The 21,147-nt window shown below is 56.3% G+C and carries 16 protein-coding genes and 2 pseudogenes; 5 read left to right on the top strand and 13 right to left on the bottom strand.

From position 1 onward, the window contains the following. Positions 1–19 precede the first annotated feature (19 nt). Both XM38_RS23925 and XM38_RS23920 read right to left on the bottom strand, forming a co-directional pair. Positions 20–1,234, bottom strand: coding sequence for a DUF4336 domain-containing protein (locus XM38_RS23925; protein WP_080805209.1), 1,215 nt, complete (start codon positions 1,232–1,234; stop codon positions 20–22). 229 nt (positions 1,235–1,463) lie between these two features. Beyond that, positions 1,464–2,147: a bifunctional 4-hydroxy-2-oxoglutarate aldolase/2-dehydro-3-deoxy-phosphogluconate aldolase gene (locus XM38_RS23920; RefSeq protein ID WP_080805210.1), complete on the bottom strand. Its 684-nt coding sequence runs from the start codon at positions 2,145–2,147 to the stop codon at positions 1,464–1,466. 402 nt (positions 2,148–2,549) lie between these two features. Here XM38_RS23920 and map point away from each other — a divergent pair, with 402 nt between their 5' ends. After that, a complete protein-coding gene (gene map / locus XM38_RS23915) occupies positions 2,550–3,365 on the top strand; it encodes a type I methionyl aminopeptidase (RefSeq protein WP_088431288.1) in 816 nt (271 codons plus the stop codon). Here map and XM38_RS23910 read toward each other — a convergent pair whose 3' ends face one another. The 4 genes from XM38_RS23910 to mnmE form a co-directional block, all read right to left on the bottom strand. Further along, positions 3,366–4,367 carry a hypothetical protein gene (locus XM38_RS23910; protein ID WP_137455216.1) on the bottom strand — a complete coding sequence of 334 codons (1,002 nt, stop codon included), beginning with the start codon at positions 4,365–4,367 and terminating at the stop codon, positions 3,366–3,368. Between the two features lie 23 nt (positions 4,368–4,390). Further along, positions 4,391–5,224 (bottom strand): hypothetical protein, encoded by an 834-nt coding sequence (locus tag XM38_RS23905; protein WP_088431284.1) that lies wholly within the window; start codon positions 5,222–5,224, stop codon positions 4,391–4,393. 120 nt (positions 5,225–5,344) lie between these two features. After that, the gene (locus XM38_RS23900) at positions 5,345–6,247 is read right to left on the bottom strand and encodes a PstS family phosphate ABC transporter substrate-binding protein (RefSeq protein WP_080812536.1); all 903 of its coding nucleotides are present in this window, start codon (positions 6,245–6,247) and stop codon (positions 5,345–5,347) included. A gap of 171 nt (positions 6,248–6,418) precedes the next feature. Further along, entirely contained in the window at positions 6,419–7,804 is a 1,386-nt protein-coding gene (gene mnmE, locus XM38_RS23895; protein WP_088431282.1) for a tRNA uridine-5-carboxymethylaminomethyl(34) synthesis GTPase MnmE, read from the bottom strand. A gap of 429 nt (positions 7,805–8,233) precedes the next feature. Here mnmE and XM38_RS23885 point away from each other — a divergent pair, with 429 nt between their 5' ends. Continuing rightward, a complete protein-coding gene (locus tag XM38_RS23885) occupies positions 8,234–8,752 on the top strand; it encodes a DUF2062 domain-containing protein (protein ID WP_080812531.1) in 519 nt (172 codons plus the stop codon). On the opposite strand, the gene XM38_RS23880 is transcribed toward XM38_RS23885, so the two are convergent. Both XM38_RS23880 and XM38_RS23875 read right to left on the bottom strand, forming a co-directional pair. Then, on the bottom strand, positions 8,749–9,135 hold the full coding sequence (locus tag XM38_RS23880; RefSeq protein ID WP_080812529.1) for a hypothetical protein: 387 nt from the start codon (positions 9,133–9,135) through the stop codon (positions 8,749–8,751). The two genes, XM38_RS23885 and XM38_RS23880, sit on opposite strands and share 4 nt — an antisense overlap. Positions 9,136–9,232: 97 nt before the next feature. Beyond that, complete coding sequence (locus tag XM38_RS23875; RefSeq protein WP_088431280.1) at positions 9,233–10,696, bottom strand: protein adenylyltransferase SelO; 1,464 nt, start codon at positions 10,694–10,696, stop codon at positions 9,233–9,235. Positions 10,697–11,370: 674 nt separating this feature from the next. Here XM38_RS23875 and XM38_RS23870 point away from each other — a divergent pair. Beyond that, a pseudogene (locus XM38_RS23870) lies at positions 11,371–12,995 on the top strand (MBL fold metallo-hydrolase). A gap of 161 nt (positions 12,996–13,156) precedes the next feature. On the opposite strand, the gene XM38_RS23865 reads toward XM38_RS23870, so the two are convergent. Then, entirely contained in the window at positions 13,157–13,468 is a 312-nt protein-coding gene (locus XM38_RS23865) for a DUF6679 family protein (RefSeq protein WP_080812527.1), read from the bottom strand. 346 nt (positions 13,469–13,814) lie between these two features. Here XM38_RS23865 and XM38_RS23860 point away from each other — a divergent pair, with 346 nt between their 5' ends. Then, complete coding sequence (locus tag XM38_RS23860) at positions 13,815–14,564, top strand: creatininase family protein (RefSeq protein WP_088431276.1); 750 nt, start codon at positions 13,815–13,817, stop codon at positions 14,562–14,564. Positions 14,565–14,639: 75 nt separating this feature from the next. On the opposite strand, the gene XM38_RS23855 is transcribed toward XM38_RS23860, so the two are convergent. From XM38_RS23855 to menA, 3 genes and pseudogenes are all read right to left on the bottom strand, one after another. Then, positions 14,640–15,992: an AMP-binding protein gene (locus tag XM38_RS23855; protein WP_088431274.1), complete on the bottom strand. Its 1,353-nt coding sequence runs from the start codon at positions 15,990–15,992 to the stop codon at positions 14,640–14,642. Next, positions 15,985–16,995 (bottom strand): o-succinylbenzoate synthase, encoded by a 1,011-nt coding sequence (locus XM38_RS23850; RefSeq protein WP_088431272.1) that lies wholly within the window; start codon positions 16,993–16,995, stop codon positions 15,985–15,987. The genes XM38_RS23855 and XM38_RS23850 overlap by 8 nt, the downstream gene beginning before the upstream one ends. Then, positions 16,995–17,893: pseudogene (gene menA / locus XM38_RS23845) on the bottom strand (2-carboxy-1,4-naphthoquinone phytyltransferase). The gene XM38_RS23850 and the pseudogene menA overlap by 1 nt, the downstream one beginning before the upstream one ends. 326 nt (positions 17,894–18,219) lie before the next feature. Here menA and XM38_RS23840 point away from each other — a divergent pair. Next, a complete protein-coding gene (locus tag XM38_RS23840; protein ID WP_080812518.1) occupies positions 18,220–18,588 on the top strand; it encodes a single-stranded DNA-binding protein in 369 nt (122 codons plus the stop codon). Positions 18,589–19,141: 553 nt separating this feature from the next. On the opposite strand, the gene cimA is transcribed toward XM38_RS23840, so the two are convergent. After that, positions 19,142–20,788 carry a citramalate synthase gene (gene cimA / locus XM38_RS23835; RefSeq protein WP_080812517.1) on the bottom strand — a complete coding sequence of 549 codons (1,647 nt, stop codon included), beginning with the start codon at positions 20,786–20,788 and terminating at the stop codon, positions 19,142–19,144. Positions 20,789–21,147 lie beyond the last annotated feature (359 nt).

The raw sequence follows: 21,147 nt of genomic DNA, 5'->3' as shown, positions 1-21,147 counted from the left end.
CGGGAGACCCTGCTTGTGCTCATGGTCTAGGCGGCAGTGCCCCCCGTTGGCTTAGGGTTTGCTCCAATTGCTGCAGCAAGGCCACATCCGCAGTCGGCAAGGGAGAGCCGTCATTGTCGTCAGACACCCCTAGGAAGTCGAAGGCCTGGCGAAATAGTAAAGGACCTGCCGCAATCGGGGCCTCAAAGTGGGCCGGAATGATCCGCTCAAACTGCCACTGGGCCACCCGATTGACCCATGCCTCTACCATGTTGGGGTCGCGATTCAAAATCAGCATCTGCAACACCGGGGCTACAAACGGCCGCCCTCCCCGCCAGAGATGCTCAAAGGACTGCTGCCAGGTATCTTGCCAGCGGAAGGGATACACCCCTCCATAGGCCTTGAGGGAGTGGTCTGGAGCCTGACGAGCCTCCCTCAAGGCTTCTCCCAAGCCCAGCACTTGCAGAGGACCAGGGCGAAAATAGAAGGAAAAGAGGGCTATGCGCTGCCAACCCTTGCGACGATTAGCCGGAGTGTCATGGATGGGGTCTAGGCCATGCTCGCGGGCATGGAATAACAGCGGATAGGGATCAAGCTGCAAGACATCGGGAGGCTCTGCTGGAATTGCCATCACCGTATCGGTCACTAGCAAGGTACGGGAGGCCCGATGGCAGAGGGCCACCTCAGCAAAGGGGCCGAACCCCAGACGAACCGGACCTAACAGAGCATAGTCAAATTGGTCGGCAAACGGACTCTGGCTGCTATCGGTAGCCAGATACTGGCTCCGCCGTGGCGGCAATCCCAGCCAACTTAAGGGCAGGTTGAGGGGATAGCTCCACTGATGGGGCACAACATAGACCTGAGCCTGGGGAAAGTGGCGGGCAAAGGGACCCACAAACACCTTATGTTCAATGCCCGTGACCGTAGACATGACAATATATTGCACCGGGCCGTAGTAGCTCTCTAGCTGTCGCATCAGGCGTATACATTCCCGAGTGGGAGCCACTGGTGCATAGACCAACAGTCCACCCCCCTCCAGGCAAATCACGGTCATGCGAATGGGCACGATCACATAGAAAATGCCCTGCAGTTGCTCGAAGACCCAGACGGTATCTTTGATGATTTCTCGCCGCAGGGTGCGTCGCCTGCCATAGGGATAGAGGGGAACCACCGGCCAGAACGGCCAAGCCCAGTCACGCCGTTGTTGTTGATCTGGTGGCTGCTGCTTTAATGCTTCATTGCCTGGCCCTGACACACCTGCCTCCTATGCTGCCCGTGGTTTCTAGCCTACTGCAAAGCCCTGGGCTAGGGCAGGGGCAGGAAGAAGAATTCTGCCGCTGTGTCCGGGGGCAGTTGAGGTAGGGGGTAGGACACTATTTCAGCATTGTCCCGACTGTAACCAGTCGCTGTGGCAGAAATAATCCCTGCATCGACCAGAGGGAACAGGCTGCAGTTATCGGGATTTCCCTTGCTGCCTTGCTGGACTAGGGAGTGTTCTGGCGGTAGGCGGCCCCGTTCAATTGCTGTCGCAACTTTTCAGCCTGGCCACGCACGACCGCCCAATCACCACTGGCTACGGCCGCGGCTGGAAACAGCTGCCCGGCCAATCCCACAGCCACGGCTCCGGCGGTCAGGAGAGAGGCAGCATTCTCCAGGGTGACGCCACCGGTGGGAATCAAGGGGATATGCCCTAGGGGACCCTGTAGACTTTGGATATAGTCGGCACCGCCCATGGCCCGGATGGGAAATACTTTGACGCTGCTGGCGCCAGCCTGCCAGGCGGTGACGATTTCGCTGGGGGTAAGGGCTCCCGGAATCATAGGAATCTGCTGGGCCTGGGCCTGTCGCAGCAAGGCCACGTCGGTATGGGGCGAGAAACAGAATTGGGCCCCGGCTGCGATCGCATCCTTGAGATCCGGCTCTGTCATCACCGTACCCACCCCAATCCGGCAGTGGGGTAACTCCGAGCGTAGTTGGGCCACCAGCTTTGCGGCCTCGAGGCTAGTCCAGGTGATTTCAATCAGCCCCATGCCTCCGGCAGCCACCGCCGCCGCCATCTGCCGCCCTAGGGTAATATTGGGGGCACGAATCACTGCAATCGCCCGATAACGAGCCAATAAACTCAACCATTGAGAGCTCACAGATCTGCACTCAATAGGGACACTCATTGATATTGTCTACTCTTCGCAGCTCACTCAACTGAGCGGTAATGCCCTAATGTGACTAGTTGAATCAGCGCATAAGCGGTAATCGTTCATGCTCCAGGGTCTAGAACTAGAGATCCCTCTCAGTAGCAAGTTGAATTTCCAAAATGAGAATTGCTGTGCCGCAGTAGATAGTCAGGACAACTGGGATCAGAGGATATTTGGAAAGTACCCTGCAACCTTGCTCCAGACTGGATTCTGGCCAACAGAGCCATACGCTCTAAAACGCTTGCCCTGCAGGGCTTTCAGTCGAGTTTTCAAATGTCCTCTCAGGGCCCGCCGCGACTTATAACGTCAGGATGGTCTCGGTCATACTAGCCGAGCCGAGATTACCCTACCATGGACTAAGACTGTCCTATTTGACGGATGAACATTCTCAGCCAACTTTTACCAAAACGTTCCACCAGGGGGCGTCGGGTTCGGGGAGTCGAACTTAAGTCGGAGCCAGAGATCGCCATCATGCGACAGGCTGCCCATATTGTTGCGACGGTGCTACGGGAAATTGCCCAGCAGGTACAACCGGGCATGACCACGGCGGACCTGGATGCCTATGCCGAAAAACGCATTCGCGAAATGGGAGCAACTCCTAGTTTTAAGGGGTATCACGGCTTCCCCGGCTCAATTTGTGTCTGCCTCAACGACGAGGTGGTCCATGGCATCCCGCGGCGGCGTCAGGTGATTCGGGCCGGCGATTTACTCAAGGTGGATACCGGGGCTTATTACCAAGGGTTCCACGGCGATTCCTGTATCACTATTGCTGTTGGCCCAGTGTCTGCGGAGGCGCAACGGCTGATGCAAGCAGCGGAGCGGGCGCTCTACGCCGGCATCGCCCAGGTGAAGCCAGGCAACACGCTGCTAGACATTGCCGGAGCCATTGAAGATTCCATCTGTACCGACGGCTATACGGTGGTGGAAGATTTTACGGGCCATGGGGTGGGGCGCAATCTACATGAGCCCCCCTCGGTCTTTAATTTCCGCACCCGTCAGTTGCCCAACATGAAGTTATTGCCGGGGATGACCCTGGCCATTGAGCCTATTCTCAATGCCGGGTCGAAGCATACCCGCACCCTCAGCGATCGCTGGACCGTGGTGACGGTGGATCGCGCCCTCTCGGCCCAGTTTGAGCATACGGTGTTGGTGACCCCAGAAGGCCATGAGATTTTGACCGATCGCAATCGATAATCAGGTATTTTCGGGAGTCTTATCGAGGCAGGGTTGGGGACCATAGTCCAGCTCCACCTTGACATCGACAGTGTAGGCTTTTAGCTCTCCTGGAGTGGGAAAGTCGTAGGTTTCGACTCGTTTCAGCGCTTGGTCATTCAAGACACCGTAGCCTGTGCTGCGGAGCAGGGTGGGTTGGCTCTGGAGACTGCCGTCAGCCCCGACAACAACCCCAATGGTTGCTACTTTTGGGGCCGGCTCCATGCAGACGCGGTGTTGGTAGGTGATCTCCAGGGTGTCTGCAAAGGGTTCTTGCCACAGGTCGGGCTGATCTAAGGTTTGTCGGTATTGGTCTACCCAATCGGCCAAGTTATCTTTGAGGGCCTCGCCACTGGTGTTGGTGTCGTTGAAGGTATAGGCCGCCTGTAGAGATGATAGATAGTCCAATAGAGATTTGGGCACCGCCAGGGTGTCGGATTGGGCCAGGCGCTGGATGCGATCGCGTAGGGCCTGCGGCACCGATACCGACTCGTAGGTGGGCAGCGACGAGTCCAATGGGGCAGTGGCAGGAGATGCGGTAGGTGACGCAGTAGGTGACGCGGTAGGTGACGGGGCAGATAGCTCTGGTAACGCTGGCTCTGAGCGAGCTTGGCGGGGCGAAGCTTGTTCCTTAGCGGGCTGGGAGGTCTGCCTGGAGGAACGCGACCCTCTACCAGAATGAGCAGCTCGGGCCGCTGGATTAGCGCGACGGGGAACAGGCTGGGAGGGAACACTAGTCGCCACCGAGGCCGGTGTCCCAGGGGCAGGGGCCGTAGAGGCCGAGGACGACGGTGAGGGTGGCACACGAGTGATGGCAATGCTATCTTCGTCCGGATCTGGCGGCGGAATCGCTGCTTCATCAGAGGAAGCAATGGGAATCAACAAAAACACCCCATGCAGCCCCAGGGACAGCAATAGCATGGGAGTCAATAGAGATTTCCAGCGGGGTGTTGACACCGTAGCACCAGGGAATAACCGTCTCATAGCTCTATCCTAGTGGTTGACCCTCAAGCATTGAGAGGATTAGTAGACCAAAAGATGACGATGGTAGTGCCCTTGAGATCAATCAACGAGACATAAAGGAGCGGTTGTCCTGCCTCTTGCACCTCAATCAGAGGATGATTGCAATAGTCTTGCTCTGAAGGCACCAGAGTATAGCCCTTAGGTTCAAAGGATTGAACCAGATCCTCGCGCTCTACCAATTCGATATTGCGGGAAATGTAGAGCAGGTCAATGGCTCCATCAACCAGGGCATAGTTGTTCTGGCTAATGCTGCTGAAGAAGCACCTCCGATCTCCTGACGGCAAGTTATTGAGGCCCTTCCCCCAAGCCGCGACCGGAAATAGGTCAGTGATATTGAAATTACTGCTGCCAGTACGCCCCATGACGGTGACCCCTTGCAGGGCTTGATTTTGTCGTTGGGGATCGATGGTGAAATTCGACTCGGGTGCTGTTGGCGCCACTAGCCCGGCATTCTCGGCAGGGGCCGACGTGGCTGGGTCTCTCGTCACCGGTTCCGGGGGATAGGTGTCGGGAACTACTGGCTGGCGGGGGGCTGCAGGCCGTGTTGTCTGAGGCGGAGGAGCGGCCGTCGGTTGAGGCGTGGCAGGCTCTGGTGGTGGCGGTTCTTCGCTGACCAAGCTACTGATGCTTAAGAGATCCACCACTTCAGCCTCGTCCTCTGTTTCGGTCTCTTCCTCCTCTTCTGCTGGGTCTGGTTGAGAAGGAAGAGGCGCCACTAGTAGCAGGCCGTGGAGTAGGATAGACAGCAGGATCAGGGGATAGTACAGGCGTTTCCAGGATCTCTGGGATCGGGGCTGAGAAGAATCGGACGGTCCCATGGGATCTTCGGACGGTGAGAATAGCAGACTGGCCGCAGAGTGATCAATAAATGCCTGGAGCAGGGGAAGCTGCCCCAGGCCTATCGCAGATGATGGAACTCAATTGCTAGGAGCGCTAGCCTACAGTTCTCCTAGGAGGTTCTCGTAACGAGACGCTTGGAAGGGAACGTAGCCAATTTCCGGCACAATGTCTCTGGCATTGCTCAGATAATATTCCACGAAGGAACTGACCTCTGGGCGCTCCAGCGCATCTTTACTGACATAGATGAAGATGGGGCGAGACAAGGGAGTGTAGGCATTATTCTCCACGTTCTCTGGAGTCGGCAGGACGCCATCCACGGCAACAGCCTTGAGGCTATCCTGATTTTCCAGGTAGTAGGCCATGCCGAAGTAGCCCAAAGCGTTGGGATCGCGAGCGACGCCCAGCACTAGCACATTGTCATCTTCGCTGGCGGTATAGTCGGCCCGGCTAGCACCAGACTCACCGACGATCTCTTCAGTGAAGTAATCGAAGGTACCAGAATCGGTACCGGGGCCAAACAAGTTGATGGGACGATTGGGCCAGCTGGGATCGATCTGGTTCCAGCGGGTGATGGTGCCTTCGGCCTCGGGAGCCCACAGCATTTCTAGCTGCTCGACGGTCATCTCCTCGGCCCAAGTGTTGTTGGGATGAACCACAACGGTGAGGGCGTCAGAAGCAACGGGCAGCTGGATATACTCAACGCCGTTTTCGGCACAGGTTGCGGCTTCGCTTTCCTTAATGGGACGGGAGGCATTGGAAATATCGGTTTCACCATTGCAGAACTTGGAAAAACCACCGCCCGTACCTGATACACCCACGGTAATCCGAACATCAGAATTCTCTGCCATGAATTCCTCGGCCATGGCCTCAGTGATGGGGAAGACAGTACTAGAGCCATCAATCTGAATCAACTGGGCCTGGGCACTAGTGGCGGACATCCCAAAGGTGACAGCCACTGTCGCCGTGGTGGCGACGAGGGCCTTTACTCCGTTAGCTACCATAAATCACACTCCGTGGCGTTCGTTAAATACACACAGTGAAGCCACGCTAAACCTATCGAGTAAAGGTTAAAGCTTGAGTAAGAATTGGGTTATGGTCAGGTTTAGGGAGTGTTAATCTCAAGATAAAATTGTTGCCTTCCCGGCTTCAGGGAATATGGCTGCTGCATTCCACTACTTACCAATACAGAAACGACTAAAGATCTCATCCAGCACCGATTCGGTCAGGTCATCGCCGGTGAGTTCTCCCAGAATGTGGATGGCGCTGCGCAGATCGATGGTCCAGAAATCCAAGGGAAGTTGCTGGGTAATAGTTTCGTGCACCTGAACTAGAGCCTGACGAGCCCGGGTGAGGGCGGCCGCCTGGCGTTGGTTTAGGGTTATATCCAGATCGGCAGCGGTGAGGCCATCGGCCTCGATGGCTTTCAGAATCGCCTGCTCTAGGGCCTCAATGCCTTCATTGCAGGCAGCGGCAGTATATACGGTCAGGTGAGTTGGCTCGGGCAGGGCAGGGGGAGATTGCCCCTGGAGTAGGTCTATTTTATTGACCACGCAGATCAGGGGGCGATGGGCGACTTGGTTGTAGAGCTGTTGATCCTCGGGACACCAACCGCTCTGGGCATCTAGGACCAGAAGCACCAAGTCAGCAGCTTGGGCGGCGGTGCGAGACCGTTCGATGCCTAGTTGCTCCACCTGGTTAATCGCATCTCGAATGCCAGCGGTATCGAGGACCTGCACCGGAATGCCCCCCACTACCAGCTGGGACTCTACTACGTCGCGGGTGGTGCCGGGCAAGTCGGTGACGATGGCGCGATCGCATCGACTCCAAGCATTCAGGAGGCTAGACTTGCCGACATTGGGGCGGCCTACGATCGCCACCTTGAGACCGCTGCGTAACAGTTCTCCCTGGTGAGCCGTGGCCAGTAGACGATCCATCTGCTCCAGCAGCTGATCGACCCGTTGCCGAATCTGATCTTCATCTAGGGGGGGCAGGTCCTCCTCGAAATCGATGCGGGCTTCTACTGCGGCCAGGATGTCGAGGCAGCTCCTGCGCAGTTGGCGCAAGGGCTGGGCTAGTTTCCCTTGCAAGCCCCCCAGGGCAGCCTGAGCCGCTTGGGGAGACTGGGCCCCAACCAGGTCGACCAGGCCTTCCGCCTGGGTCAGATCGAGGCGGCCATTGAGAAAGGCCCGCAAGGTAAATTCTCCTGGCTGGGCCAGACGGGCACCCTGGGCCAAGCAGAGATGCAGCACCTGCTGTACTGCCATGATGCCGCCGTGGCAGTGGAATTCCACCACGTCTTCACGAGTATAGGAGCGGGGCGATTGCATCAGCAGCAGCAGGGCTTCATCCACCACCTGCCGCGTCTCGGGCTGGCGGACGTAGCCGTAGAGGATGCGATGACTTTCCCAGGGCTGGCGGCCAGGCGCATGAAACAGCCGTCGAGCGATGGCTATGGCCTCGCTGCCAGACAGGCGCACAATGCCGACACTGCCCTGTTGCGGTACCACGGCGGTGGCAATGGCAGCGATAGTGTCTCCCTGAACGATGGCGGCTGACATGGTGGTCTGGGAAGGCAGAAGGCAGAAGGCAGAAGGCAGAAGGCAGAAGGTAGAAGGCAGAAGGCAGAAGGTAGAAGGCAGAAGGTAGAAGGCAGAAGGCAGAAGGCAGAAGGTAGAAGGCAGAAGGTAGAAGGCAGAAGGCAGAAGGCAGAAGGCAGAAGGCAGAAGGCAGAAGGCAGAAGGCAGAAGGCAGAAGGCAGAAGGCAGAAGGCAGAAGGTAGAAGCGGAAATCCCGATCGATGCCACCTGTTTACTCGGGTCCGTGGGAACGTTTTTGCGGCGACAGAGCATGCTGATCGGGTGGCTTTCTATCCTATCGTGCCCCATGGAGACTGCCAGCAGGGTGATGGCGTCGATACAATAGTTAAACAACTCACGGTTTTGTCCCAGTCATGGTCTCCATGGCGGCCCTACTGAGTCCATCGTTCTATGACCGCCTTGCCTGACTCTAGCCTGCACCATTCCCCCCATCGACCCCGCCGAACTCTTTGGAGACGGCGACTGCGATACTTTTACCTACGCTTCATGCGCATGCAGGGCAGTTCCCAGGAGTTGGCCCGGGGGCTAGCCGCAGGTGTATTTTCGGGCTGCTTTCCGCTATTTGGCCTGCAAATTATTATCGGCGTTGCGATCGCAACGATAATCCGCGGCAACCGGCTCATGGCCGCCACAGGCACCTGGATTAGCAATCCCTTTACCTACGTACCCATCTTCGCCTTTAACTATCAACTGGGGCACTGGCTACTGGGGGGAGGTCCCCTAGACCAGATGGCCGATCTAGAAACCCTAAAGGGCTGGACGACCATGGGAGCTCATGTCACCGCAGCCCTACTGACCGGCAGCTGTTTAGTGGGCCTGGTGTTCAGTATCTTGAGTTATTTCCTGGGGCTGCAGGTGTTTCAGGCCTTACGGCAACGTCGCCGTCGCCAGCAATCTAAAGAACCCTAGGCAGCCTCAAGCTCCACACTGGTGGGGTCGAGGCGCTGAGCAATGGCCTTAGTAGACTTAGCCGCCTTTCCCGACAAAATCCGATCCCCCGATTCTGATACCTTCAGCGCTTCACAACCTGGTGGAGCCGGGAACACCCGGGCCAGCTTTGCGGCTACCGCCGGGGGAGCCTCGAACAGCACGCTAATAAAGGAGCCATCATCATGACGACTCATCAGACGGGCCCTCAGTTCAAACAGCCGCAGCGCCACCAAGGGATACACAGGCTGGGGGATACCTAACAGAGCCCACCCCTTCCTATCCTTGGCCCGGCGAAAGCGAATCGTAGACCAGGCTGGCGGACAGGTCATATCTGCCCCGGAAGGGGCCGCCAGAGTAGACATAGGACAGCAAGGAACTGGCTACTCCCCCATTTTAGAACATGTGTATTATAATTGCCAAAGGAAGTTAACACCCATGATCTAGCTTTGCCCTCGGATATCAGGCTGGCAAGAAGGGAGATTGCAGGTGCTGCAGCAAGTCATAGAATGATTGCCAATCGTCCTCCTCAGTAATCCGTTCCCAGGCCGCCTCGATAGCCGGGCGCAATAGCACCGTTTCTGGATTGCTCTGGCGTAAACGTTGACCCACAGAGGTCATGGCCTCTGCAGGTGCTTGATTGAGACAATGATGATACAGCTGCCGCCAAGCCTCTAGTAAGTTAGCTGCGGCTGGATCTGATGCTGCCATGGTAGTCCCGAGCATGGTGCTGGCATCCTCTCGCCACTCAGGGCGAAATTGGCGAGTCAGTTCCAGGAAGAAATCGTGATAGCCCACCTGCGCTCCCCCCAACAGCTGCACCGTTTTCTCCACCAGCTCCTCTGCTAAGGCTGGTGCAAGACTGTCCAAGCCTAGCTTATGGAGCATGAGTTGACGGTAGTGGGTGTAGTAATGGTCCTTAAAGGCTTCCAGGGACTCAGTCATCTCTGCCTGGGGCATCACCAACCCCAGGGGTTTTTGCAAGGCCTTGAGATTGCCCTGGCAGATGGCGGGCTGATTGCCATAGCAATAGCGCCCCGTATCGTCGAAGTAGGCCGCCGTGAAGCGAGGGTCATACTCGTGAATGAAAGCATAGGGGCCATAGTCAAAGCTCTCACCGGTGATAGACATGTTGTCAGTATTGAGCACAGCATGGCAAAACCCTACCGCCATCCACTGAGCAGCTAATTCCGCCACTCGCCGCACCAATTCATCGTAAAACTTGAGATAACGCGCTTGAGGATCGATAAACAGCCGAGCCGATGGGTAGTAGACGTCAATAACATGCTCTAACAAAGTGCGAATCAGATCCGGGCGGTGTAGGTATTCCAGGCGCTCAAAGGTGCCAAAGCGAATGTGGGAACGGCTGCAGCGCACCATCACCGAAGAGCGGGTAGGGGACGGTTCATCCCCGCGCCACAGCGACTCCCCTGTCTCAATCAGGCTGAGGGTACGCGAAGTCCTTACTCCCAAGGCATGCAGAGCTTCTGCCGCCAGCACTTCCCGCACCCCGCCCTTGAGGGTGAGACGACCATCCCCCCCGCGGGAGTAGGGAGTGGTGCCAGACCCCTTAGTGCCAAAATCATAGAGATCGCCGTGGCGATCTTTTACCTGTCCGTAGAGAAAACCACGACCATCCCCCAAGAAGGGATTGTAGGCGCCAAATTGATAGCCGTGGTACCGCAGCGCTAGAAAGGGTTCCCGGCCTTGGAACTTGCCAAAGGCTTCGATGAAGTGCTGATCGGAGACCGTATCCGGGTCGAGCCCTAGCTGTTGCAGAATATCGTCGTTGCGAAACCGCAGCTGGTGTTGGGGAAATTCCGCAGCAACTACCACATCGTAGTAGTCATCTCCTAGAGCGGCTAGGGCTGGAATGTAATCAAGGGCTAACAGCGGATTGGCAGCGGCGGTAGCGGCGGCAGTCATGGAGCAGTCAACTTTAACAACAAAGTACTTACTAAAATACTACTGTCTAGTTGAAAGAGGCAGCGTAGCACCTAGGGAGAGCCATGTCCCGGCTAACGATCTAGATACCAGCCAAGAGCTGTGCTGTGCCCTGGGTATTACCCCCTTATCTGTCCCAAACCTAGCACTAATGCCCCATGGCAGAGGCTGAGTGACCATTGTGGTCGCTAGCTCTCCTTGCTGCGGCTCATGGTAGTTAAACTTGCCCGCAGTCTACTAGACCTCAAGCGACACTGGGGATAGGGCGGGTTTAATTTTCAGGAAAAGATTTTAGTTCTTCAAGCGACTTGGTAGGATCCTAAAGGAGAGATCGACGCTATTCTCTTAAGCAGGAAATAACTACGGTGTTTTGTCCTATTGCCTTAAGGGAGTCACGTGACTGTTATTCAGCTCAACATCTATGGATATCAAGGTAATCTTGCTGGGGCTGACCGCCCTATTCGTAGTAGCCGCGCTATTTTTCGGAACGCAAAACGGCTTCTATGACACCGATGATTATCACGGTAATGGATCAGCTCACTAGCGCCACGATTGCTTAGCATCTTGATTGCCATTGTCTTTTAAGAACCCCCGTGACTGATCTGGCATGCCTAGCTTATGGCGTGGACCAGGAGCAGGAGGGAATCTGCTTGCAAATGCGCATGGGCCCCCATCGGATTCTTCTAGATTGTGGCCTAGCAGATGTATCCTCTCTGGTACAGAAATCGTTATCCCCCCCCCCGCTGATTGGGTATTTTGTAGCCACGCGCACCCTGACCATGCTCGAGGGCTACTGAGTCTGCACCAGCAGTTCCCTGAGATCCCCATCTACGGCAGTGAGGTTACTGTTCACCTGCTGCCGTCAAACTGGCCCAATCAAGCCGAGGCCAATACCTCCTTTTGCCAGGCGCTGCCTTGGCGCACCCCCATTGAAATTGCTCAGGGGCTTACCGTACAACTCTGGCCAGCCGGTCATTTGCCAGGGGCCGCCTGCCTCTTACTCCGTTACACAACACCCCAGCGCACCTATTCGGTTCTCTATACCGGCGATTTTTTTCTGTCCAACTCTCGCCTAGTAGAAGGGCTGCCCCTAGAAGAGCTGCGAGGACTTAAACCAGATGTGCTCCTACTGGAAGGCACCTATGGCACAGCTCGCTATCCCCACCGCAGGCACCAAGAGAATCGGATAGCTGAGCAGATTAACCGAGTCTTGGCCCAAGGCAAGGGGGTGATCCTGCCGACCCCAGCCCTAGGATTGGGCCAGGAATTGCTAATGTTGCTACGGAGCCATCATCATTTCACAGGCCAGGATTTTACGGTGTGGGTCGATCCGATCGTCGCGGCTGGCTGTGACCTATATTTGGAACTACTGCCTTACTTTCCCAGCAGCGTCCAGAACTTTGCCCGCCACCAGTCTCTTTTCTGGGACGAGCGGATATTGCCCCGAGTGCGGCGTTTGGATGCAATCCCTAAGGCAGTGCAACCGCCATGTATTATCATTGGCCATCAGGCAGAAGATCTCAGTCGATACTGTAGCTCCATAAAAGACTGGGTACTTTTCTTAGCTGCCACGGAATCCGCCGTTTCCGACGGGTCCTCAGCCAATCAAGCCTCCTCTGTCTCATCCGTTGGCTGGCTGCAGAAATTAGCTGCCCAAACCAAGCGTGACCAAGTCTCCATCGCCACCTATCTTCTGACAACCCACAGTGACGGTATCAGCACAACGCAGCTGATTCACAACTTACGGCCTCAGCATGTGGTATTCGTTCACGGGGTTCGCCATCAGCTGGCTGATCTGACCAATCTGGATGAGTTGCAAAGCCGTTATCAGCTTCATTTGCCATCCCCTGGACAGCTGGTGGAACTGCCGATTGGGGATAGATTCGTACAGCCGGCTGCCCCAGATGTGGTCTACGAAGGAGAATTGACCGCCGATGACAATGCAGACGACGAGGATGGAGCCATTACTGTATCCTTACCAGGCAGACTATCCCTAGATCCTCGCTGGAGTAAGTTTGCAGACACCGGGGTAATCCAAGCGAAATGGCAAGGAGACGATATCCTTCTCCACGGACTAAGCCAACATGAATTACTGAGCCAACCGGGGCAGATGCGGGATACGACCATCGATTGCTGCTTTAATTGTCTCCATTTGCGCGGGCAACGTTGCAGCAACCCAGCCTCTCCCCTCTATGGCTTCAAGGTGACACCCGATGGTTATTGTCCGGCGTTCGAACCCATCGCCGGGGCCAGAATGCCCTCCGAGGGGGAGGATGTTTGACGCCGAGATACATCCGGTATCCGTGCCAAGTCATGAGGCCAATACCACCAATAGGCTCCTAAGAGTATTCCATCTAAAAAAAATATCCTGATCTAGGCAATTGAACTCAGCCTATTGGGCCGGTTCAGCCAGCCCTGGGATGAGTATTTAGCTGGAACACTCTAATCAGCATTCGACTCGGGGTAATGATCGCGCAGTTGCTCCGTTTCAGGACAGTCCTCAGCGATGGTAAGCTCGCCGAGGCCCCGGGGTACGGTCGCTAGCTTCTGCATAATGGAGCCAATGCTATCGAGGCGCAGCATCTCTTCCCAGGAAGATAGCTCGTCATCTTCATCGGTTTCGTAACGAACCGTGACGAGATCGCCCTCAATATCTAAAATCTGCGCCCGCTCTATCCATCGCTGTTGATCTCTTAGATAAATCCACACCTCGCGTCCATCACAACAGAGCTGATAGATTTTGCGCTGCAGCATGGGCTGTTTCTCCTCTAAATAAAATTAGCTGTAATCAATGTCGTTAAAATCGGTTGTCGACATGCTAAGGGCCTGTACCCAATTGGTATGCCCGATGGTAGTTATCCCCTTAACTTACTGGGCCTCGGGACCACATTTGTGGGAGTACGAGTGGGTCAGCCCATGATATGGCTTCGAGATGCTTCTTTCCCAGCCCCCATACTCACTGAGATTCCTCGCCCCTCCATCTGTATCAATCCCTGGAATCCCTGAATGTTATGAGTGATACAGGCTATTCTAACGAACTGGGTTGATCTGAGGTCGATCCTGCTCCATCGTTGAAGCGTTTGTCTCTAGAGGCGATACCATGCTACTGCAGCTATCCACGTGGCCGGAGGTAGAGAGCTATCTCCAGCATTCCCCAGGCATTATTTTCCCCATTGGGTCAACAGAGCAGCATGGTCCTAACGGGCTGATCGGGACTGATGCCATCTGTGCCGAGGCCATCGCTAAGGGAGTCGGCGAGTCTACCCAAACCCTTGTCGGCCCTACCCTGAACGTGGGCATGGCCTTACACCACACTGCTTTTCCTGGCAGTATTAGCCTCAGACCTAGCACCTTAATCGCAGTCATTCAGGACTACCTGAAGCCGTTGGTGCGCTATGGGTTTACGCGCTTTTTCTTCATCAATGGTCACGGTGGCAATGTGGCCACGCTCAAGGCAGCATTTGCAGAGGCCTATGCCTACCTAGCTGAAGCCAATCTTCCGCGAGCGGATCAGGTGCGCTGCCGAGTGGCGAATTGGTATCTCTGCCGTGAGGTCTATCAGCTGGCCAAGGACCTCTATGGTGATCAGGAGGGCTCCCACGCGACCCCGAGTGAGGTGGCTCTGACCCAGTATGTCTATCCTGATCACATCAAGCAGGCTCAGCTGGATCCGGCAGTGGCCCCCTCAGGACATCCTATCTATGGGGCCACAGATTTTCGCCAGCATTATCCTGACGGACGCATGGGGTCTAATCCGGGGCTAGCAACACCGGAGCATGGTCGACAGTTCTATGAGACGGCCGTAAAATCCTTGAGTCGTAGTTATCTGGAGTTTCTGGCTGAGTCTTAAGCGGAAAGGCTGCTGTTAGCAGACGTCTCTGCCCGGGAAGGCAATGGCGTCGCCTGGCACTACGCGACACCACTATCATTGCAAACAATAGTGGGCAAGGCATTCCAGCTCGAATCGATTGATTTTGCCCTGGGCATTGCGAGGTAGAGCTGAGATGGCGATCCAATGTTTGGGGTGTTTGTAGCGGCTAAGACGAGGTGCGATCGCATGCCTCAACTGCGCCATGGTCACTGCCCCTTGAGGCACATAGAGGACTGTCACCGCCTGGCCCCAGAGAGGATCTGGCAAGCCCACCACAGCACAATCCACCACTCGGCCAGTGGCTAGCAAGGCCGCCTCCACTTCCTGCGGAAAGATATTCTCGCCCCCGCTGATGATTTTGGTGCTGCCGCGACCAACGACATGCAAATACCCCGCTGCATCCACATACCCCAGATCGTCGGGGAGAAATTGGCTGGCCTGCAATCCTGGCCCTGGCACATAGCCCAGGGCCAAAGACTTGGCCTGAATCTGGATCTGGCCCACCGAGCCAGGGGGTAGTGGCCGACCCTCAGCATCGACAATGGTGATCTGCCCATGGGGTAGGCAGCGGCCACTAGAGCGGTGGCCGGCCCGAAATTCTGCCGGCAACAGGGTCGCTATTTGGGCCGCCGTTTCAGTCATGCCGTAGGTCAAGGCCAGGGGCAACCCCTGGGCTTGGGCTAACAGGGCGGGCCAGGCCGGAGCCCCCCCCAAGAAGATGGCCTGAAATTGTTGCAACCAGGCTGCCGCGCTTCGTCGTAACAGCCGCTGCAATTGGGTTGGCACCAACGATAGGACAAATTCTGCCGGATCAATCTTCAGGGGACCTTCCTGCTCCAAAGCCTTAAACGGTTGTAGGGCCAACTGTCCCCCCGATAGTAGGGTGCGCACAGCCTGCATCAGGCCACTGACGTGGTATAGCGGCAGCACACAATAGGCATTGATACCATCTACTCGCAGATGTTGCTGCAGCCCTCTCACCGCCGCCGCCAGGGTGTTCCAGGTGTGGATGGCAAAGCGGAGCCGTCCAGAAGAGCCGCCAGTGGGGATGAGCAGGGCGGCGGGCGGCAGGGCCCAAGAGCTCCCATCAACCCTTGAGAATACTGTCGGGGAACAGCTACCCCAGATCACCTCTGGCACAATGCCCACCTGAGCCACCTGGTGCCACTCCCGTTGCCGCCAGTGGGGATTGGCCAGCAATAAGGTGCATGATTTACTACAAGCAGCATAGAATCCGGCCAAGAAATCAAGGGGATCGGCCTCGGCCAGCAGCACCACTGAATAGGCCGGTAATTGGCCACACCGATACTCCACTTGGGACCAAAAAGCGGCCGAGTCAAGGCCCACCAGCCAGTCTTGGCCCCAGCGCGAGTGCCACAGAGTTGCAGCTGATAGGGACTCAGCCATGGCTGCGAGTGGCAAACACCGCCGCTGAGTCTTGGCTTACCCGTTGCCAGATGTGCTCATCCGACAGGTGCTCCCAGCCGTCGTCAAACCAATGATTGACGCCCCACCCCAGGGCTCGAGTCGTTCCTAACGCTGGCACCCTAGCCAGCACCGCCCGCTGGCCAATGGGGGATTCCAGGGCTGAGGAAATGACGCAGTCGAGGGACCAATGCTGGCAGATCTGTTGCAAGGTCTGGGGGGAGCCAGCAATGGCCGGTTTGAGCACCACAATCCCCTGCCATCCCTGCTGTAGCACCTGCACCAGCTGGTGGACCGTGGCCACCGATTCATCCAAGGCAATGGGAGTACGGTACTCCCGACTGAGGCGGCGCAGGGCAGGCAATTGCTCGGGAGGCAGGGGTTGCTCCAGGAACTCGATTTGGCATGAGGTGGCGTTGATGCGATCGCACGCTTGCAGCCACGCGCAGGCAGCCTCCTCGGTCAGTCCACCATTGGCATCCAACCGCACCCGCGCCCCAGGGGGCAGAGTCGCCAGCCAAACTCGCAGCCAGGCCAACTCTGCTGCCACAGGATAGGCCCCGACTTTCCACTTGAAGCAGCGATGGCCCTGCCACCAGAGAGGTTGCCAATCTTCTAAGGCCACCGGCCCAGCCGGGACGAGCCCTGCCACCATGGCCGGACTGAGGGACTTCATCTGCCGCCACTGCCGAGAGACGTGGGCCAGGGCTGAGGCCAGACCCACCTGACAGGCCGGTAAGTGAGCAGGGAACTGACGTATAACCCTGCCACCTCGATCTGGCTGCCTAGCCCCTGGCAAAAATCCCAGCCATCTCCCAGGTCTCCGTCCCAAACCAGGGAATCGGAGCAATGTCGCCAAAGCCAACCGACCAGCCATGTCTAATCGCACAAAAATGCCCCGACGGACTCGCCAGGACCCATGGGCAGTCGTCAGGGGGCGACGCAATCGTCGCCCATAGGGCTGCACCCTCAAATGGCAGGGCATTAGGCCACCATAAACCCTAAACTCAGCAGTAACCCACTCCAGAAATGAAAGCGAATGGCCACGAATTTCGCATTGCTTACCTGCTCTGGTCGATCATGATAGCGGCGGACATAGCGACTCAGGCCCAAAGCTAGAGGGCCACTGGCCATGATCAGTAGAGTCCAGTGGGGAAACTGTCCGGCGGCAATGGCAACCAGGGTGACCAGGAAAACACTGGCACACAGCCAGGGTACCAACTCAGCTCCCGCCGGGTTCCCAGACGCACAATGGGAGAGCGTTTACCAGCCGCGATATCGTCCTTCACCTGATGGAAGTGAGAGCAAAACAACACCAATGATGTAGTCATCCCGACGATGACGGCCGCCAACTGACTCCCCAGGGACCAAGTTTGGGCCTGACTATAGTAGGCAGCGCCTACCCCCAACGGCCCAAAGCTAGCAAAGCAGAGAAATTCTCCTAGTCCTTGATACCCCAGGCGAAACGGCGGGCCTTGATAGCAATAGCCCAATAGGCAACAGAGCCCAATCAGCCCCAACACCGTGGCATCCTGTTGTCCCAGGGCAACCATGAGAATCCCTAGTATCCCTAGGGCCAACAAGAGGTTACCCACCCAGAAAATCAGGGGTTTATTACGGGTCAAATTGACCAGAGAATGGGCTTTATTGACATCAATCCCAGTCTCAGAGTCAAAGACATCATTACTCAGGTTTTCCCAGGCCAAGATCAAAATCCCCGACCCCAGAAAGGTGAAAAATGTGCCCATCTGAACCTGCCCCGTCTCGGCATAGGCAACCGCCGTTCCCACCAGAATGGGAATGATGGCGACGCTATACATCGGAGGCTTGAGCGCGGCTAACCAGAGGCTGCGAGGCGCGACTTGAATCGACTGCGGCGTCATAGACTCATGGGGGTTAGGGATTCTAGATGTCAGTCAATTGACTTGGAGTCCCTCCAAACCACTGCGATACGGGACTCTGACAGCATTTTGACCCTACAGGTCAGAGGACCAAGAATCAAGCAGCTGTCAAATTCCGTAATTTCTCCGAGTTAGCCGGCCCCAGCAACTGGTCACTTTAAGATCAGTCGACCGCTACCCACAGACTGCCCCAGGCCGTGGTGCATCTTCCACAACAGCCTGATCATCAGCATCTACGCGTAACGGCTGACTCAGAGCAACTCTGCTCTGCACCAATCTTCATGTTCTCTCAGAGGAGACTTCAAATCATGTCTAGTCGAGGTCTGAATGTCTGTACCCTAGCCGGTAACGTAGGCGCTGATCCAGAGATTCGTCAGGTGGATCGCAAGAGCGGTGGCTCGACTCGAGTGGCCCATTTGACGCTCTACGTCGATCGGATTCCCAGCCGCAAGGACAACGACAGTTTCACCGTAGAGATCACCATTTGGGAAGGATCCGCTGGCTGGCGCAAACTGGACTATATCAAGAAGGGCTCGTTGATCATCGCCAGTGGCAGTATCGATGTATCGCCCTATATTGCTAAAGCGGATGCTCAGCCCCGGGCTGGGCTGCGGTTGAAGGCAACGGATATTTTCCTAGATTCCTCTCCCCGCACGGAAACTGCAGAGAGTGCTTAGACCCGCCAGGGTCTGATTAATGCCCCTTGATTCAGCCTAGGACCGATAATCCTGGGCTGAGTTGGGTTTACGGGGAAAACTGCTTGTGGTGAGCCTGTCGAACTACTGCCCTGGACCCCGTGGAAGGGCTTGTTGGTCAGTAGCAATAGATCGCGTTGCATCGGCAAGGTGTAATAAACCTCGGTAAGACCGCACTTAATTATGTGGTTCGGGGTGCTCATCCGAGGGGATCCCGTTCCCCTCGGACTCCTACGGCCAGGGCGTTCCGCCGCCCTGGACCCCGCGGAAGGTCATATCGGTGAGTAGTGATGGATCGCGTTGCATCGGCGAAGAGGCGATAGGGCTCTTCTATCTGACGAGTAAACCAAAGCAGAGACAGACTTGTGCAGGAAAGGATGTTTTGACCGTTGATCTGTTGAGGATTGAATTCAATCATTACCGGAAGAACTCAAAACTCAACACTCAACCCTAAGACCTTAAAACTCTCCTCCGTCCTCCGCTCTCCGTCCTCCGTCCTCCCCATCTCCCCATCACCCTCAGGTCTGAGAGCAGGCTAGGGACTAGCGGTCTGGGCAGTCCCGGTCTCTTGGAGCATGAGCCCATACTCCAAGCCCTCTACAACAGCTTGATAGGAGGCTTCGATGATGTTGGTGGAGACCCCCACGGTGGTCCAGCGCTGATGGCCATCGCTGGATTCTAACAGCACGCGGGTTTTGGCTGCGGTGCCCGCGGTGCTGTCGAGGATGCGCACTTTGTAATCACTCAGGTAGAACCGAGCCATGGCCGGATAAAAGTTCAGCAGGGCCTTGCGTAGGGCTTGATCTAGGGCAGCGACCGGACCGTTGCCTTCGGCAGCTTCTAGAATGGTCTGACCGTTGATCTTCACCTTGACTGTGGCCAGGGAGTGGCTACGCCAGTCGTCGCCGTCGGGCATGCGATCGCAATGGACCTGAAAGCCTTGCAGTTCAAAATAGTATTGCCGCTGTCCCAGTACCTGACGCATCAGCAGTTCAAAGCTAGCCTCAGCCGCCTCAAACTGATAGCCTTTCCGCTCCAGGGCCTTTAATTGATCCAGTAAGTCTCGGCACCTGGGATTTTGCTTCGTCAGCTCGATGCCAAAACTCCGGGCCTTCGAGAGTACGTTACTGAGACCAGCCTGATCAGAAATCACAATGCGGCGGTGATTGCCAATCAGCTCTGGCTGAATATGTTCATAGGTGAGGGGATTGCGTTCTACGGCGCTGACGTGAATGCCGCCCTTGTGGGCAAAGGCAGAGCGCCCGACAAAGGGAGCATGGTCATTGGGAGCTAAATTCACCACCTCGCTGATCAGGCGGCTGGTTTCAGTGAGTTTGGTTAATTGTTGGGGAGGGATACAGTGGTAGCCCAGCTTTAGCTGTAGGTTGGGGATCAAAGCACAGAGGTCGGCATTGCCACAGCGTTCCCCATAGCCGTTAATGGTGCCTTGCACCATGGTGGCCCCAGCAGTCACCGCCACTAGGGCATTGGCCACGGCCATAGCGCCATCATTATGAGTATGGATCCCTAGAGCTAGGGGAGAGCCTGCCTCCTGCGTCAGCTGGGTTCGCACCTGGCCCACGATGTCTGCCACCTCAGGGGGCAGGGCCCCACCGTTGGTGTCGCAGAGGACCAACCACTCGGCCCCAGCCCCTAAGGCCGTCTTCAGGGTTGCCAGGGCATAGGTCGGATCGGCCTTATAGCCATCAAACCAGTGCTCGGCATCATAGATGACCCGACGTCCTTGCTGGCGCAGAAACTCGATGGTATCGCCAATCATAGCCAGGTTTTCGTCCAGGCTGGTCTTCAGGCCCTCGATAACATGTAAGTCCCAAGACTTACCAAAGAGGGTGATCCACTCGGTGCCCGCCGACAGAATTGGTTGCAACATGGTATCTTCGGCAGCCGGTCGTCCTGGACGCCGGGTGGAACAGAAGGCCACCATCTGCGCCTGCTGCAGTGGTTCTTCTTTCAATTGCCAGAAAAATTGCACATCCTTGGGATTTGCTCCGGGCCACCCCCCCTCAATAAAGGGCACCCCCAACTCGTCTAGTTGATGGGCAATGCGCAACTTATCGTCGATGGATAGGGCTAATCCCTCTCGCTGGGCTCCATCGCGCAGGGTAGTGTCGTACATCCATAGGGACCGATCGGGCAACACTGGAGTCGTGACTGGATACATAGAGGACAAGTGCTGTAGCCAAAGGACTGTAGACGGTGCAGATGATCAAGGCGCCCCATTGCATCTCCCATTACCACGGGTTGCCATGGGACGGAACTACCTCAAATTCGGCAGATTAGTGCCATGATATCGAGGTAGGGGCAGGCTAGGGCAACGGTTATTGAGACAAGATGGCTAAAAGCACTGAGAGAACTGACTTTGAAGGGATTTAAGATTTCCTTTGCAAATTAGTTCTGAGGTCTGCTGGTGACTCCAGCCTATCTCTGCCTAAAGACTCGTTAGGGTGAAGCCTAAAAACTCGTTAGGATGAGAAATAACTTACCCTACACACTCAAGTTTGAGGGATGATGGGGGCACAC

The sequence above is a fragment of the Halomicronema hongdechloris C2206 genome (assembly GCF_002075285.3).
GTDB classification, from domain to species: Bacteria; Cyanobacteriota; Cyanobacteriia; order Phormidesmidales; family Phormidesmidaceae; genus Halomicronema_B; species Halomicronema_B hongdechloris.
This window is presented reverse-complemented; position numbering and strand designations above follow the sequence as displayed.